Origin of the sequence: Vibrio sp. AND4 (genome assembly GCF_000171815.1) — a bacterium.
Lineage (GTDB): Bacteria > Pseudomonadota > Gammaproteobacteria > Enterobacterales > Vibrionaceae > Vibrio.
Window position 1 is genome coordinate 50,281 of sequence record NZ_ABGR01000009.1, and the last position, 15,897, is coordinate 66,177.

General features: G+C 46.5%; 13 protein-coding genes. 10 read left to right on the forward strand and 3 right to left on the reverse strand.

Annotation, left to right across the window (positions count from 1 at the left end):
* Positions 1-22: 22 nt before the first annotated feature.
* The 3 genes from pstA to phoU are packed head-to-tail and all read left to right on the forward strand — an operon-like array spanning position 23 to position 3,248.
* A complete protein-coding gene (pstA, locus tag AND4_RS11360) occupies positions 23-1,696 on the forward strand; it encodes a phosphate ABC transporter permease PstA (protein ID WP_009843111.1) in 1,674 nt (557 codons plus the stop codon).
* 2 nt (positions 1,697-1,698) lie between these two features.
* Entirely contained in the window at positions 1,699-2,517 is an 819-nt protein-coding gene (gene pstB, locus AND4_RS11365) for a phosphate ABC transporter ATP-binding protein PstB (protein WP_009843112.1), read from the forward strand.
* A gap of 32 nt (positions 2,518-2,549) precedes the next feature.
* Positions 2,550-3,248, forward strand: a complete 699-nt coding sequence (phoU, locus tag AND4_RS11370; RefSeq protein WP_009843113.1) for a phosphate signaling complex protein PhoU — start codon at positions 2,550-2,552, stop codon at positions 3,246-3,248.
* Between the two features lie 16 nt (positions 3,249-3,264).
* Here the strand turns inward: phoU and ppk2 are convergent, their stop codons facing one another.
* From ppk2 to AND4_RS11385, 3 genes are all read right to left on the reverse strand, one after another.
* Complete coding sequence (gene ppk2, locus AND4_RS11375) at positions 3,265-4,041, reverse strand: polyphosphate kinase 2 (protein WP_009843114.1); 777 nt, start codon at positions 4,039-4,041, stop codon at positions 3,265-3,267.
* 129 nt (positions 4,042-4,170) lie between these two features.
* Positions 4,171-4,923, reverse strand: coding sequence for a copper homeostasis protein CutC (locus AND4_RS11380; RefSeq protein WP_009843115.1), 753 nt, complete (start codon positions 4,921-4,923; stop codon positions 4,171-4,173).
* A 267-nt stretch (positions 4,924-5,190) separates the two neighbouring features.
* Complete coding sequence (locus AND4_RS11385) at positions 5,191-5,799, reverse strand: peroxiredoxin C (protein WP_009843116.1); 609 nt, start codon at positions 5,797-5,799, stop codon at positions 5,191-5,193.
* 199 nt (positions 5,800-5,998) lie between these two features.
* Here AND4_RS11385 and AND4_RS11390 point away from each other — a divergent pair, with 199 nt between their 5' ends.
* From AND4_RS11390 to secD, 7 genes are all read left to right on the forward strand, one after another.
* The gene (locus tag AND4_RS11390; protein ID WP_009843117.1) at positions 5,999-6,904 is read left to right on the forward strand and encodes a hydrogen peroxide-inducible genes activator; all 906 of its coding nucleotides are present in this window, start codon (positions 5,999-6,001) and stop codon (positions 6,902-6,904) included.
* A gap of 610 nt (positions 6,905-7,514) precedes the next feature.
* The gene (gene aceB / locus AND4_RS11395) at positions 7,515-9,143 is read left to right on the forward strand and encodes a malate synthase A (protein WP_009843118.1); all 1,629 of its coding nucleotides are present in this window, start codon (positions 7,515-7,517) and stop codon (positions 9,141-9,143) included.
* 129 nt (positions 9,144-9,272) lie between these two features.
* Positions 9,273-10,586, forward strand: a complete 1,314-nt coding sequence (aceA, locus tag AND4_RS11400; protein ID WP_009843119.1) for an isocitrate lyase — start codon at positions 9,273-9,275, stop codon at positions 10,584-10,586.
* Between the two features lie 498 nt (positions 10,587-11,084).
* Positions 11,085-12,137 (forward strand): tRNA preQ1(34) S-adenosylmethionine ribosyltransferase-isomerase QueA, encoded by a 1,053-nt coding sequence (queA, locus tag AND4_RS11405; protein WP_009843120.1) that lies wholly within the window; start codon positions 11,085-11,087, stop codon positions 12,135-12,137.
* A gap of 231 nt (positions 12,138-12,368) precedes the next feature.
* Positions 12,369-13,517 (forward strand): tRNA guanosine(34) transglycosylase Tgt, encoded by a 1,149-nt coding sequence (gene tgt / locus AND4_RS11410; protein ID WP_009843121.1) that lies wholly within the window; start codon positions 12,369-12,371, stop codon positions 13,515-13,517.
* Between the two features lie 165 nt (positions 13,518-13,682).
* Positions 13,683-14,012, forward strand: a complete 330-nt coding sequence (yajC, locus tag AND4_RS11415) for a preprotein translocase subunit YajC (RefSeq protein WP_009843122.1) — start codon at positions 13,683-13,685, stop codon at positions 14,010-14,012.
* A 20-nt stretch (positions 14,013-14,032) separates the two neighbouring features.
* A complete protein-coding gene (gene secD, locus AND4_RS11420) occupies positions 14,033-15,889 on the forward strand; it encodes a protein translocase subunit SecD (protein ID WP_009843123.1) in 1,857 nt (618 codons plus the stop codon).
* Positions 15,890-15,897: the final 8 nt, after the last annotated feature.

The window sequence follows — 15,897 nt, forward strand, 5'->3', positions numbered from 1 at the left end:
TAATAAAAGAGCGAGTATTCGCGTGTTAAATTGGATTCGCTCTGGCGCACCTTGGATTTGGCTAACTGGCGGGGCAGTAAGCATCAGCTTGCTTTCAGTTCTCGGCTTATTGCTATTGATTGGCTGGAAGGGGCTCACTTATTTTTGGCCTGCCCCCCTTTATCAGTGGAATGTTGCTGCGCTGACTCCGGTACAGGGCGAAGTGCTGCCGGAAAATTCGATTCTGGTCGGTCAGGTTTACGAACGCAGTTTTGTGCCAAGAAGCTACTTACCACAAGAAGCGGCGGATAAATTAGCTGGTGACGAAGAGTTCGCGACGCGTCTAAACATCAAAATCGCCAACCGTGAATTGTACCCTGCGGATTTTATCTCGGTGCTGAGCATGCAGTTGGATGAGCCGACAACGCCTGACGAATGGGCTGTGATTGAACGCAGCCGTGGTGGCTACTTCTTCGGTAAGTTTGTTGCTTTCCAAGATGGTGCAACACGCTACGAAAGCAAGATTCCAACGCTTTTGGAGCAGAAACTGGATGATGCGCAAACCTTACATCATGAAATCGATATGCTGGTGGATGACAAGGTAAAAGACTTAGGCTGGCAGTTAGAGCAGCTTCGCTTGGACAGACGTAAGCACGAGCTGAATGACACCATTAGCGAAGACTTTTTGCTAGACAACAATCAACGCAAATCTGAGATTGAGGCTGAATTGGCGAAGTTAGATAGCCAACTTGATGGATTGCGTTTGGGTTTCTCCGATTACACGCTCATTGTTGAAGACATGACCGGAGCTCAGGTTTCGATTCCTCTAGAGGATATTTTGGATTACTGGCATCCAAACCAAATGTCATTGCCCGAGAAAGTTGCTCACTGGGGGAAACAGGTTTGGAAGTTTTTATCTGAGGGGCCTCGTGAGTCCAACTCTGAAGGCGGTGTTTTCCCGGCGATTTTTGGTACGGTTTTCTTGGTTATCATCATGTCTATCATAGTGATGCCGTTGGGTGTGGTTGCGGCCATTTATTTGCATGAATACGCTAAGAATAATGCCCTTACTCGAATGATCCGCATTGCGGTGATTAACTTAGCTGGTGTTCCTTCCATCGTTTATGGTGTATTTGGCTTGGGTTTCTTTGTTTATACCATTGGTGCCTCCATTGATAACGTGTTTTACGCCGAACGATTACCCGCTCCAACCTTTGGTACGCCGGGCTTGTTGTGGTCTGCACTGACGTTAGCTGTCTTGACGCTGCCAGTGGTTATTGTGACGACAGAAGAAGGGCTAACTCGCATTCCGAGTTCGGTGCGTCATGGTTCATTGGCGTTGGGGGCAACGCAATTTGAAACACTGTGGCGTGTCGTTTTACCTATGGCTACCCCTGCGATCATTACGGGTTTGATTCTCGCCGTCGCCCGTGCAGCGGGTGAGGTGGCGCCATTAATGTTAGTGGGCGTTGTGAAGTTGGCTTCTAGCTTGCCCGTCGATGGACAATTCCCTTACGTGCATTTAGACAGAAAATTCATGCACCTTGGTTTTCAGGTTTACGATGTTGGGTTCCAAACGTCAAATATCGAAGCCGCGCGTCCACTGGTTTATGCGACCTCCTTCTTACTCGTGACGGTTATTGTCGGCCTCAACTTAACAGCAATCAGTATTCGTAATAACCTGCGAGAGAAATACCGAACTTTAGGGCAAGATTAAGCATGTTTAACTTTGATAATACATTGGGTTATGAACCGCCGCTGGATGTGCATAATCTAACGGATGAACAAACGGCGATCTCGATTGAGGGCCTTAATCTTTTCTATGGTCAGGCACAGGCGCTTCACGATATTTCCATGCGCATTCCGAAAGGGCGTGTTACGGCATTTATTGGCCCGTCAGGTTGTGGTAAATCCACGTTGTTGCGCTGTATCAACCGCATGAACGACTTAGTTGAAGGTTGTAAAGTGACGGGGAAAGTGCGCTTGCACGGTAAGAATGTCTACAACCCAAGTGTGGATGTTGCCACGTTGCGTCGCCGAGTGGGGATGGTTTTCCAGCGTCCAAATCCATTCCCCAAATCGATTTATGAAAACGTAGTCTATGGCCTTCGTCTACAGGGTATGAAGAACAGTCGTATGCTGGATGATGCGGTCGAACGTGCGCTACGTTCAGCGGCATTATGGGATGAAGTAAAAGATCGCCTGCATGAAAACGCATTTGGACTTTCTGGCGGTCAGCAGCAGCGTTTGGTGATTGCCCGCGCAGTCGCGATTGAACCAGAAGTCTTATTATTGGATGAACCGACATCGGCATTGGATCCAATCTCAACGTTGACGATTGAAGAGCTTATCAATGAGCTAAAGACTCAATATACTGTCGTTATCGTTACCCATAACATGCAGCAGGCGGCGCGCGTCAGCGATCACACTGCATTTATTCATATGGGTAAGTTGATTGAATATTCGGATGCGGATTCTATCTTTACCTCTCCAATGAAGAAGCAAACCGAAGATTACATTACCGGTCGTTACGGCTAAGCCGCGACCCTTGAAGGATGAAAAGAAAAGCCATGCACTTTGGACGTCACATCTCAGGACAATTTAACGTAGAGTTAGAATCGATTCGAACCCATGTACTCACTATGGGCGGTTTGGTAGAACAGCAACTGTCTTTTGCTATTCAAGCCTTGCATAAGGAAGACATCGAGCTGGCGCGTAAAGTTGTGCGTGATGATCACAAAGTCAACGCGATGGAAGTGTCTATCGACGAAGCCTGTACTCGTATCATTGCGAAGCGTCAACCGACTGCAAAAGACTTACGTTTGATCATGGCGATCATCAAGACCATCACTGATCTCGAGCGAATTGGTGATGTTGCAACGCGCATTGCCTACGTGGCGATTGAAAGTCCATCATCGCAAGAGCGTCAATTTCAGGTCTCGTTAGAGCCTTTATGTCGTCAAGCGATCCAAATGCTACACCAAGTGCTCGATGCATTTGCGCGCATGGATGTCGAGGCTGCGGCAGAAGTGCACAAGCTTGATGATAAGTTGGATGCCGAATACGAAGCCGTAATTCGTCAGCTGATGACTTACATGATGGAAGACCCGAAAAATATTCCGCACATTCTACAAGTGATGTGGTCTGCGCGTGCCATTGAACGCGTGGGTGACCGTTGCCAGAATATCTGTGAATACATCATTTATTTCGTCAAAGGAAAAGATGTACGTCATCTTGGTGACCAAAGCATCGATGACGCACTGAAGTGATGCTGTTTTAAGATGATTAATACGTCTCTGGAACGAAGGTTTGAGTGTCAATAGGTGCTCGCACATAACCCTCTTTATTCAGTTCCGGTAATTCAATAAAGGGGTGCTCAATCTCTGCGTATTCAACTTGGCTAAGTAAGTGGCTAATGCAGTTCAATCGAGCTTTCTTTTTGTCATCTGAGGGGACCACCCACCAAGGGCAGTTCTTCGTGTCTGTGTAGGCAAACATCTTGTCTTTTGCTTCAGAGTATTCTGCCCAGCGATTACGAGATTCCAAATCCATAGGACTGAACTTCCAGCGTTTGATGGGGGTATTGATACGTTCTAGAAAACGTTTTTCTTGCTCTTCATCGGAAACCGAAAACCAGTACTTAAGCAAAATGATGCCGGAGCGTTGCAGCATGCGTTCAAACTCTGGGCAAGAGCGGAGAAACTCTTCATACTGGTCTGGAGTGCAAAATTCCATGACTTTTTCAACGCCAGCGCGGTTGTACCAACTGCGGTCAAACAACACAATTTCTCCAGCAGCGGGCAAGTGCGCGACGTAGCGCTGGAAGTACCATTGTGTTTTTTCTTTTTCTGTCGGGGCGGGAAGGGCAGCGATCCGGCAGACACGAGGATTAAGTTTTTCGGTGATGCGTTTGATGGTGCCACCTTTGCCTGCGGCGTCTCGTCCTTCAAAAATGACAACGACTTTCAGCCCTTTATGCTTTACCCACTCTTGGAGTTTGACTAATTCAATTTGCAGCTGTTCTAGCGCTTTTAGGTATTCCTTTTTCTTTAGTTTCGCCATATATCCTCCCGTCTTCTGCTATCAATATGTTAGCACTCATAACAATTACAGTGAGGAAATGATCAGAATTTGCCGGGGAACCACGTTTGAAAACCAGGCCGGATAAGTCGTAATTCTGCAGCCAAAACGTTAAATCAAGTTACCGAGCGCAGCGCTCACTTTAGTAATGACCTCAGTACTGGTGATCGGAATCGAAAAATCGTCCACATTGGCTGCGCCCATCTTGCTCTGCTCGGCAATAAAGGTCATGTGGCTTGGACGCGCAACCTTGCCAGATAAATGTACTTCCGTAACCTTGGTTTGCTCAATCAACTGCCCCACATTGTCTGCATTCACACCGGCTCCGGCCATAATTGAAATACGCCCCTGTGCTTGCTCAACCAAAGCTTTTAGCATAGTGGTGCCTTGTGGCGCAGAAGATGCAAGACCGGAAGTCAAAATACGTTCACAGCCTAAGCTGATCAGCTCCTCTAAGGCTTTTTCTGCATCACGACATTGGTCAAAGGCGCGATGGAAGGTCACGCCTAATCCGAGCGCTTGAGCGAATTCACACAGCGCTTTTGTAAAAGGCATGTGGATATTTCCGTCTTGAGTCAGCACACCGAACACGACACCGTCCAAGCCTGCTTGTTTAGCGGCTTCAATGTCCCAACGCATTATTTCGATTTCTTCCTCACTATAAAAGAAGTCACCTTGGCGGGGGCGGATCATTGCGTAGATTGGAATGGTAGAGCGGTCAGCGGCTTGTTGCATAAAGCCATAGCTTGGAGTTAAGCCTCCTAAAGCAAGAGAGGAGCAGAGTTCGATTCGGGTTGCACCACCAGCAATTGCATTGTGGAGTGATTCAATTGTATCAATACAAACTTCAAGCTGAGTGTTCACGATGTCGTCCTTAATGGTGGTCTTTACAGCACATACTAGCAGGATGAAAGGAGAGGAGCTGTACTGGAACTGAGCGAAATAGAGGTAAACTTTTTGTGTGAGGCTTACCTCTTTACTGGTAAAAGCACAGATAAAAATAAAGCCCAGAGCGAAACTCTGGGCTTTTTTGACTTTACTTAGACTGATTGGCGTTCGCGATTTACGCAGTAGCTTAGTGCTTTATAGATATCCAACCAACATGCCCGTTGAGCTTGGGCAGTGCGTCTATTACTTGCTTAGGTCGTCTGCGTGCTCAGATAGGAACGCTGCAACACCTTTTGGAGATGCGTCCATACCTGCTTTGCCTTCTTCCCATTGTGCAGGACATACTTCGCCGTGCTTCTGGTGGAAGTTTAGTGCATCAACCATGCGTAGCATTTCGTCGATGTTGCGACCTAGTGGTAGATCGTTAACTACTTGGTGACGTACAAGACCGTCTTCGTCGATTAGGAAAGAACCACGGAAAGCAACGCCTGCTTCTGGGTGCTCTACATCGTACGCTTTACAGATTTCGTGTTTAACATCAGCAACTAGAGGGTATTTAACTTGACCGATACCGCCATCTTCGATAGCAGTGTTACGCCATGCGTTGTGAGAGAACTGAGAATCGATAGAAACACCGATTACTTCAACACCTTTAGCTTGGAAATCAGCTAGGCGGTTGTCGAATGCGATTAGCTCAGATGGGCAAACGAACGTGAAATCTAGTGGGTAGAAGAATACTACTGCTTTCTTACCTTTTGTGAACTCTGCAAAGTTGAAGTTATCAACGATTTCACCGTTACCTAGAACAGCTGCTGCAGTAAAGTCAGGGGCTTGACGACCTACTAGTACCATTTTTTTGCTCCTAAAAATTTTGGTTAGTTCCAAACCTATTTGAGTTATTTAGGTTTAGTCCGTGTTTGTGCGAGACAAACTATAGTACAGATTGTAGTATTGAAAAAAGCGAAATAATTAGATTGAGTTCATCGAAAAAAGCGATAGCAGCGAAACTATTATCTCGATCACCGCAATAGCAATAGATATCAATAGAATTATGAATAAATGGCCTAGCTTGAAGCAGTTACACTACTTGGTCACCCTGCATGAGACTCGACACTTTAGTGACGCTGCTGAGCGTTGTTTCGTCAGCCAATCAACCCTAAGTAAGGGGATCCAAACCCTAGAAGAGTTAATTGGTTGTCCACTTTACGAGAAGAAAGAGAAAAAAAGCCCGTTGGTCTTCACTCAAGCTGGTGAAATGGTGGTACAGCAGGGGCGAGAACTGCTGGCGAAAGGGCAAGATCTTGTCGAATTAGGGCGTCTGTGCCAAGGCGATGATATGGAAGGACAGCTTAAAGTGGGTTGTATACCGACTATTGCTCCTTTCCTACTGTGCGAACTGGTTCAGAAGGTCAATCACCGCTTTCCACAGTTAAACCTTTTGTTAAGAGAGGATACGACGACTAACTTACTGCAAGCACTCCGCCACGGAGAATTGGACGTTTTGATCCTAGCTTTGCCCGTAGAAATAGAGGGAATGGAAAGCCGTGTAGTAGGGCAGGACCCATTCCGTATGGTCATCAGTGCCAATCAAGTCGATTCTGTGCCTATGCCGATCCGCTATGCAGACTTGCCGAATGAATCTGTCTTCTTATTGGAGAAAGAACATTGCCTTACTGAGCATGCCGTGTCAGCGTGTAAGTTGACGGACAAAGAGAAGATCAACCCATTCACTGCGACCAGTCTGCATACCTTAGTTCAGATGGTAGCGAATGGCTTGGGTACCACTTTTATCCCGCAAATGGCGATTGATCATGGCTTGCTGCATAACCAAAACTTGGTGGTTATCGATCCCCCAGGTCAACAAGCCTATCGCGATATTGGTTTGGTTTGGCGTCCAAGTTCGTCACGCTCAAACACTTTCAATCAATTGGCTGAAGTCGTCTCTGAGCTGCTTTAGTGGTTGGTATTAGTCTGCAATCATCAATCTAACACTAAAAAGCGCACTAGAAATGGTGCGCTTTTTAGCATTTTATTCTGTAGGTCAACTTTGACTTGTAAAATTTTACAGATGAACTTTCATGAAGCTTTCATAAAATAGTGAAATTTCACAATGTTAATTTTACATCACTGTCTGTGTAACCTGTTTGAGTTGCGTTTCATTTCTCTATCCTAGTTCTTGTGTAGACAAGGATTTTTTACCCACCACAGCATTCATACGCTTGTTTGAATTCAAAAATAACCGATAAAATTATTGTAATAAAATTACGTAATAACTTACATATACAACTTAAAAATCAAACACTTGTTTGATACCGGATAAAACTTCAAAATTAACCTTTTGTTTACTTTGGGGGTTTCGCTATAACCTTTGTTGGGTTAGGTTAATTAAGGGCTTGTGAGGTTTGTGTCTCGATTTGCAGAGCAATGTCAGATAGGTATGAGGTAGGCACAATACAGCCAAGTGGACACCAAGTCGAAGGATCTAATTTGTTGTTCATAACTTACAAATGTAGCTTTAGGCTGACAGCCCAAGCAAGGTTGAAAAAGCACGTTGAGGATGGATGATTATGCTTGTTCAGACAGAACAAAAAACACAACAATCGAAGCAAACCCAAGGCATGCTTGAGGTGAATGGAGTGGTTAGCCCTGAACATCAAGCCATTTTCCCTTTTGAAGCTCAAACCTTTCTATCTTTGCTGTGTGACAAATTTGCCGGACGTGTCGAACAGTTGTTGCAAGCTCGAGAAGATAAGCAAGCACGTATTGATGCAGGCGAGCTACCAGATTTTCTGCCAGAGACACAAGACATCCGTGAAGGGAGTTGGAAGATCCTCGGAGTTCCACAAGATCTGCAAGACCGCCGTGTCGAGATTACCGGCCCTACAGACCGCAAGATGGTGATTAATGCACTGAATGCGAATGTAAAAGTTTTTATGGCGGATTTCGAAGATTCGATGTCACCTGCGTGGAGTAAAGTCTTAGATGGTCAAATGAATCTGCGCGATGCGGTTAACGGTACCATCAGTTACACCAATCCAAATAATGGAAAACATTATCAGTTGGTCGAAGATCCTGCGGTATTGATTTGCCGAGTTCGAGGGCTGCATCTAAAAGAAAAACACGTCACGTGGCACGGTGAGGATATCCCAGGTGCGCTATTCGATTTTGCTCTGTATTTCTACAACAATTACAAAGCGCTACTGAAAAAGGGGAGTGGTCCTTACTTCTACATTCCAAAGTTGCAATCGCATCATGAAGCGAAGTGGTGGAGTGACGTATTTCATTTCACCGAAGAATATTTCGGTTTGGACACGGGCATTATCAAAGCCACCGTACTGATTGAAACCTTGCCTGCTGTATTCGAAATGGACGAAATCCTGTTCTCACTTAAAGAGCACATCGTTGGTTTGAATTGTGGTCGCTGGGATTACATCTTCAGCTACATCAAAACATTGAAAAGCCACCCAGACCGCGTACTTCCAGATCGTCAAGTGGTGACCATGAATAAGCCGTTCCTTAACGCTTACTCGAGATTGCTGGTACGTACTTGCCATAAGCGTGGTGCGTTTGCGATGGGCGGCATGGCTGCCTTTATTCCCGCAAAAGATCCTCAAGAAAATCAACAAGTACTGGATAAGATCCGTAACGATAAATCATTGGAAGCCAATAATGGTCACGACGGCACTTGGGTTGCGCACCCTGGCCTGGCCGACACCGCGGTAGAGGTGTTCAGCGCCACACTGGGTCAGCGTACCAATCAATTGGATGTGAGCCGTGTGGAGGATGCACCAATCACAGCTGAAGACTTGCTGGAACCATGCGAAGGGGAACGCTCAGAACAAGGTATGCGCCACAACATTCGCGTGGCGTTGCAATATATTGAGGCTTGGATCTCTGGCAATGGATGCGTGCCGATTTACGGACTGATGGAAGACGCTGCGACGGCGGAAATCTCCCGTGCTTCTATCTGGCAATGGATTCAACACGGTAAGTCGCTCGACAACGGGTTGAAGGTCACTAAGGCGCTTTTCGAGCTGTATCTGAAAGAAGAGATTGAAGTTGTGAAGCAAGAGGTGGGTGAACAGCGTTATCAAGCAGGTCGTTTTGAAGAAGCGGCAGACTTGATGGCAAGGTTGACCACTAGCGATGAACTGACCAACTTTTTAACCATTCCAGGTTACGACTACTTGGACTAATCGAAAGCGCCAAACTAACGATTTTTTTTTACCAATAAGTAAAGGATTCGAGGCAGATATGGATGTACTGCCTGAGAACGGAAAACTCAACGCACACGCCAAAGTGTACATAATATGAGGGATAGACCAATGACGAATTTAACTCGCCGCCAACAAATAGAAGCTCTGGAAAAAGACTGGGCAACCAATCCACGCTGGAAAAACGTAAAGCGGACCTACACAGCAGAAGAAGTCGTAGAATTACGTGGTTCTATGGTACCTGCCAATACCATCGCACAACGCGGAGCCGACAAACTTTGGTCACTGGTCAACGGTAGTTCAAAGAAGGGTTACGTAAACTGTCTTGGCGCACTCACTGGAGGGCAAGCGGTACAGCAAGCAAAAGCGGGTATTGAAGCGATTTACCTCTCTGGCTGGCAGGTAGCGGCAGACAACAACACGGCTTCAACTATGTACCCGGACCAATCGCTCTACCCAGTAGATTCTGTCCCTTCAGTCGTGAAACGTATCAACAACTCATTTCGTCGCGCAGACCAAATTCAATGGTCAGCAGGTAAATCGCCTCAAGACGAAGGGGGTATTGATTACTTCCTACCAATTGTCGCGGATGCAGAGGCCGGGTTCGGTGGTGTACTCAATGCTTATGAGTTGATGAAATCGATGATTGATGCAGGTGCGGCGGGTGTTCACTTTGAGGATCAATTAGCGTCAGTGAAGAAGTGCGGCCATATGGGGGGGAAAGTACTGGTTCCAACCCAAGAAGCGGTACAAAAATTGGTTGCGGCTCGGCTAGCAGCAGACGTGGCGGGCACGACAACACTGGTCATTGCGCGTACCGATGCAAACGCCGCAGACCTGCTAACGTCTGATTGCGACCCGTACGACAAAGACTTTATTCAAGGAGAGCGCACGCCAGAGGGGTTCTACCGTGTTCGTGCAGGTATCGATCAAGCTATCTCTCGTGGTTTGGCTTACGCGCCATATGCGGACCTTATTTGGTGCGAGACAGCAACGCCTTGTCTAGAAGAAGCGCGTAAGTTTGCAGAAGCGATTCATGCTGAGTACCCAGATCAACTGTTGGCATACAACTGCTCGCCTTCATTCAATTGGGAGAAGAACCTCGACGCAGAGACCATTGCCAAGTTCCAACAAGAGCTGGCTGATATGGGTTACAAGTACCAGTTCATCACACTTGCAGGTATCCACAACATGTGGTTCAACATGTTTGAATTGGCACACGCTTACGCACAAGGTGAAGGCATGCGTCATTATGTTGAAAAAGTTCAGCGTCCTGAGTTCAAGGCAGCAGAAAAAGGCTACACGTTTGTCGCGCATCAGCAAGAGGTAGGTACAGGGTATTTCGATAGAATGACCAATACTATTCAAGGCGGTAACTCGTCAGTGACAGCGTTAACTGGGTCTACTGAAGAAGACCAATTCTAACCAGCATGAATCACAAATGATTAGGTGAGTAATGGAATCTTTGAGCGGCGATTAAGCCGCTCTTTTTTTGCTAGTTCAGAGCACTTATTTATTGTGATTGGCCGTTGTTGCGCGCTCACCAGCCTCGATCGCACGAGTGCAGGCCTCAACCAGCGCTAATTTCTCCTGCCGCACAGGCACGTGACTGATCGTACTTGCAAAGCATGGTCGTGACGATGATGACTAAAAACTGACCTTGGTTTTCTTTGTTACCAATTTGTCTTTGTTGTCGATTTGCCCTTATTGTCACTGCCCATTTTTATTCATTACTGAACGTGATTTGAGTATATTCTACGCCTTTCATGTTTCATTGCCCTTTGACTCAAAGCTTTTACCGTCAATCTGAGGGGATTTGCTTGCTATTGCAGCATGTAAACATATACTAGTTTGCTGCGAAAAACTCGTCGCAATTTTATCGTCGCCCTAGACGTGATTTGACCAATAGATAAGACAAGTAATATGCAAGTATCAGATTTCCATTTCGATCTTCCAGATGAACTCATCGCTCGTTACCCTCAGCCAGAGCGTACCGCTAGTCGACTGCTGCAGATGGACGGCAACACAGGTGAACTCGTTGACGGCACATTTACCGATGTGTTGGATCAAATCCAAGCCGGTGATCTGGTGGTTTTCAACAATACTCGCGTCATTCCTGCGCGTATGTTTGGTCGTAAAGAGTCAGGTGGTAAGTTAGAGGTGCTCGTGGAGCGTATGCTTGACGAGAAAAGCATTCTGGCACACGTTCGTTGTTCAAAGTCACCAAAGCCTGGGACAACGATCCTAGTTGGTGAAAATGACGAGTATACAGCGCAAATGGTGGCTCGTCATGATGCATTATTTGAACTGAAGTTTAACGCCGATAAGACGGTTTTGGAGATTTTGGAAGAAATTGGTCACATGCCACTTCCTCCTTACATTGACCGTCCAGATGATGACTCAGATAAAGAGCGTTATCAAACCGTTTACAATCAAAAGCCTGGTGCGGTTGCTGCGCCGACGGCTGGCCTTCATTTTGATGATATTCTACTTGAAAAGATCAAGGCGAAAGGCGCCGAGTTTGCTTACGTGACACTGCATGTTGGCGCAGGTACGTTCCAGCCAGTAAAAGTGGATGATATCAATGATCATCACATGCACGCAGAGTACGTTGAAGTACCGCAAGAGGTAGTGGACGCGATTAATGCAACGAAAGCGCGTGGTGGCCGAATCGTTGCAGTCGGTACAACCTCAGTGCGTTCACTTGAGAGTGCAGCGCAAGACGCGTTGAAGAAAGGCACAGAGCTGGTACCATTCTTTGGTGATACGGAAATTTTTATCTATCCTGGTTACGAGTACCAGCTGGTGGATTGCTTGATCACCAACTTCCACTTACCAGAATCGACCTTGATCATGTTGGTCAGTGCGTTTGCTGGTTACGAGAACACCATGAATGCTTATCAGCACGCGGTGGAAAACCAATACCGTTTTTTCTCGTACGGTGATTCAATGTTCATTAAGAAGAAAACGATATAAAATTCCCGTTTCCCCTCGATTCGCATAAGTGGTAATAGGGCGCAAAGTACTGGCCATTGCCCTTTTTAGGAGAGAGGCGAGCAGAGGGTAACAAGTTACGAGTGCTAGCAGTAAGCTAGGAAACAGAGCAGAATTTCAGCTTTGTCTCTCGCACGGAAAGCGACCGCTCCTTAAAGTGGGGGAGACCCCAATATACATGGTCAGATTGTTTCTCTGACACTTGGAGGCATCGTGAAATTAACATTCGATCTTAAAAAGAAAAACGGCAACGCGCGTCGTGGTCAATTGACCTTCGAACGTGGCACTGTTCAAACTCCAGCGTTCATGCCTGTCGGTACTTACGGTACGGTTAAAGGTATGACTCCGGAAGAAGTAAAAGGCACGGGGGCAGAAATTCTGCTCGGTAACACTTTCCACCTATGGTTACGTCCTGGTCAAGAAGTGATGAAAATGCACGGTGACCTGCACGATTTCATGAACTGGCACGGTCCTATTCTTACTGATTCAGGCGGTTTCCAAGTATTCAGCCTAGGTAAAATGCGTAAGATCACTGAGAAAGGTGTTCACTTCCGTAGCCCTGTAAACGGCGACAAGATTTTCATGGACGCTGAAAAGTCAATGGAAATACAAAAAGATCTAGGGTCTGATATCGTGATGATCTTCGATGAATGTACGCCATACCCTGCGACACACAAAGAAGCGAAAAAATCGATGGAAATGTCACTGCGTTGGGCACAACGCTCACGTGACCACTTCGATAAGCTTGAAAACCCGAACAACCTATTTGGTATCGTTCAGGGTGGTGTTTACGAAGATCTACGTGATGTATCGGTTAAAGGCCTCACTGAAATCGGTTTTGATGGCTACGCTGTCGGCGGCCTAGCCGTTGGCGAGCCAAAAGAAGACATGCATCGTATCCTTGAGCACACTTGTCCACAGCTGCCTGAAGATAAGCCTCGTTACCTAATGGGCGTAGGCAAACCAGAAGACTTGGTTGAAGGGGTTCGTCGTGGTATTGACATGTTTGACTGCGTCATGCCGACGCGTAATGCACGTAACGGCCACCTATTTGTGACTGGTGGTGTGATCAAGATCCGTAATGCGAAACATAAAACGGATACAACTCCGCTTGATCCACACTGTGACTGTTACACTTGTCAGAACTACAGCAAGGCGTACCTTCACCATCTAGAGCGTTGTAACGAAATCCTAGGTGCTCGTCTGAACACTATCCACAACCTACGCTACTACCAGCGTCTGATGGAAAGCATTCGTAAGGCGATTGATGAAGACCGTTTCGATGAATTTGTGACTGAGTTCTATGAGCGTCGTGGTCGTGAAGTTCCACCACTAGCAAAAGAACAATCACTGACAGATTAAAAGAATTAAGGCCTTTGGCATGTTGCCAGAGGCTTTTGCTAATAGAGTAGGCTAACGTGCGTTATTTTTGAGAAGGCGGTCCCTATTACCTAACCTCAAACTTGAATCTAATTTACGAAAGCCCAACTTGTTGGATTATCAATAAAATATAATGAGGATTTATTAATGTTTATTTCTCAAGCTCACGCAGCGGCAGAAGGTGCTCCAGCTGGCGGCGGTTTTGAAATGCTGATCATGCTAGGCATGTTCGCGGTGATTTTTTACTTCATGATTTACCGTCCACAATCTAAGCGTGTTAAAGAACACAAGAACCTAATGTCTTCTATGGGTAAAGGGGATGAAGTACTAACAAGCGGCGGTCTAGTGGGTAAAATCACCAAGATTGCTGAAGACAATGATTTCATTTCAATTGAGCTAAATGTAAACAATGAAGTTGTCATCAAGAAAGACTTTGTAACTGCAGTGCTACCAAAAGGTACGCTGAAGTCTCTATAAACAGCTAAAGGATCCTCGCTGTGCTAAACCGTTATCCATTATGGAAGTATTTGATGGTGTTTTTTGCCGTCATCACCGCTGCATTGTACGCACTTCCAAATATCTACGGTGAAGATCCGGCTATTCAAATTACAGGGGCGCGCGGCGCCTCTGTCGATATGTCAACGCTGGATTCTGTCACCAAAGCTCTTGATAAAGAGCAGCTTTCTCATAAGTCCATTGCTCTCGAGAATGGATCGATTCTTGTTCGTTTCAATGACACGGACACCCAAATCAGTGCACGCGATATTATCAGCGAAGCGCTTGGCAAAGATAAAATTGTTGCACTCAATCTTGCTCCATCGACACCAGATTGGCTCGAAGCCGTTGGTGCGTCACCACTTAAGCTCGGTCTTGACCTGCGCGGTGGTGTTCACTTCCTAATGGAAGTCGATATGGACGCGGCGATGGAGAAGTTAGTTGGTCAGCAAGAAGAAGCTTTCCGCAGTGAACTTCGCGAAGCTAAGATTCGTTACCGTGCAATCCGCCCTTCTGGTACAGAGGGTGTCGAAGTCTTGTTACGTAACGAGGAGCAATTAGCGGAAGCAAAAACTACGCTAGTAAAGAATCACCCAGACATGAAGTTTGTCGATGCTGATTCTAATGGCCGTTACGCCTTAATTGCTACCTTTACTGAACAGCGTTTGCAAGAGATACGCAACTACGCTGTTGAACAAAACATCACGATTCTTCGAAACCGTGTTAACGAACTGGGTGTTGCTGAACCTTTAGTACAACGTCAAGGCGCTAGCCGTATTGTCGTTGAACTACCGGGCGTTCAAGACACTGCCCGTGCCAAGGAAATTCTAGGAGCAACAGCCACACTAGAGTTCCGTGAAGTCGACGATAAAGCTGACCTATCAGCAGCGGCAAGTGGCCGTGCGCCAGCAGGCAGCGAAGTCAAGATGGATCGTGATGGTCGTCCAGTTGTGCTTAAGAAACGCGTTATCCTTGGTGGTCAAAGCATCACGGACGCCAGTTCAAGTGCTGATGAATACGGTCGTCCACAAGTTAACATCTCGTTAGATAGCGAAGGTGGTAACAAGATGTCGGCGTTCTCTAAAAAGAACATCGGTAAGCTGATGGCGACGGTATTTGCAGAGTACAAAGACAGTGGCCGCCGCACGCCTGAAGGTAAAGTTATCCTTGATAAGCATGAAGAAGTCATCAACCAAGCAACGATTCAATCAGCTCTTGGTCGTAACTTCCGTATCACAGGTATCGACTCTGCTGCAGAAGCGCACAACCTAGCTCTTTTACTTCGTGCAGGTGCACTAATCGCGCCTATCTCTATCGTTGAGGAGCGTACCATTGGTCCATCAATGGGTCAGCAAAATATCGATATGGGTATCCAAGCATGTATCTGGGGCATGGTAGCCGTAATGCTATTTACGCTGCTCTACTACCGCGGTTTTGGTTTGATTGCCAATATTGCACTGATGGCGAACCTAGTGCTTATCATTGGCGTGATGTCGATGATTCCAGGGGCAACCATGACGCTGCCTGGTATTGCAGGTATCGTGCTGACGGTCGGTATGGCGGTCGATGCGAACGTGTTGATATTCGAGCGTATCCGTGAAGAACTACGAGATGGACGCAGTCCGCAACAGGCGATTCATCAGGGATACGCGAACGCGTTTAGTACCATTGCCGATGCCAACATCACAACGCTGATCACTGCCATTATTCTATTTGCAGTGGGCACAGGCGCGGTGAAAGGCTTCGCAGTAACACTATCTATTGGTATCTTAACTTCAATGTTCACCGCCATCATTGGTACACGTTGTATCGTGAACCTGGTTTACGGTGGCAAACGCGTTGATAAATTGTCGATCTAAGGCTGGGA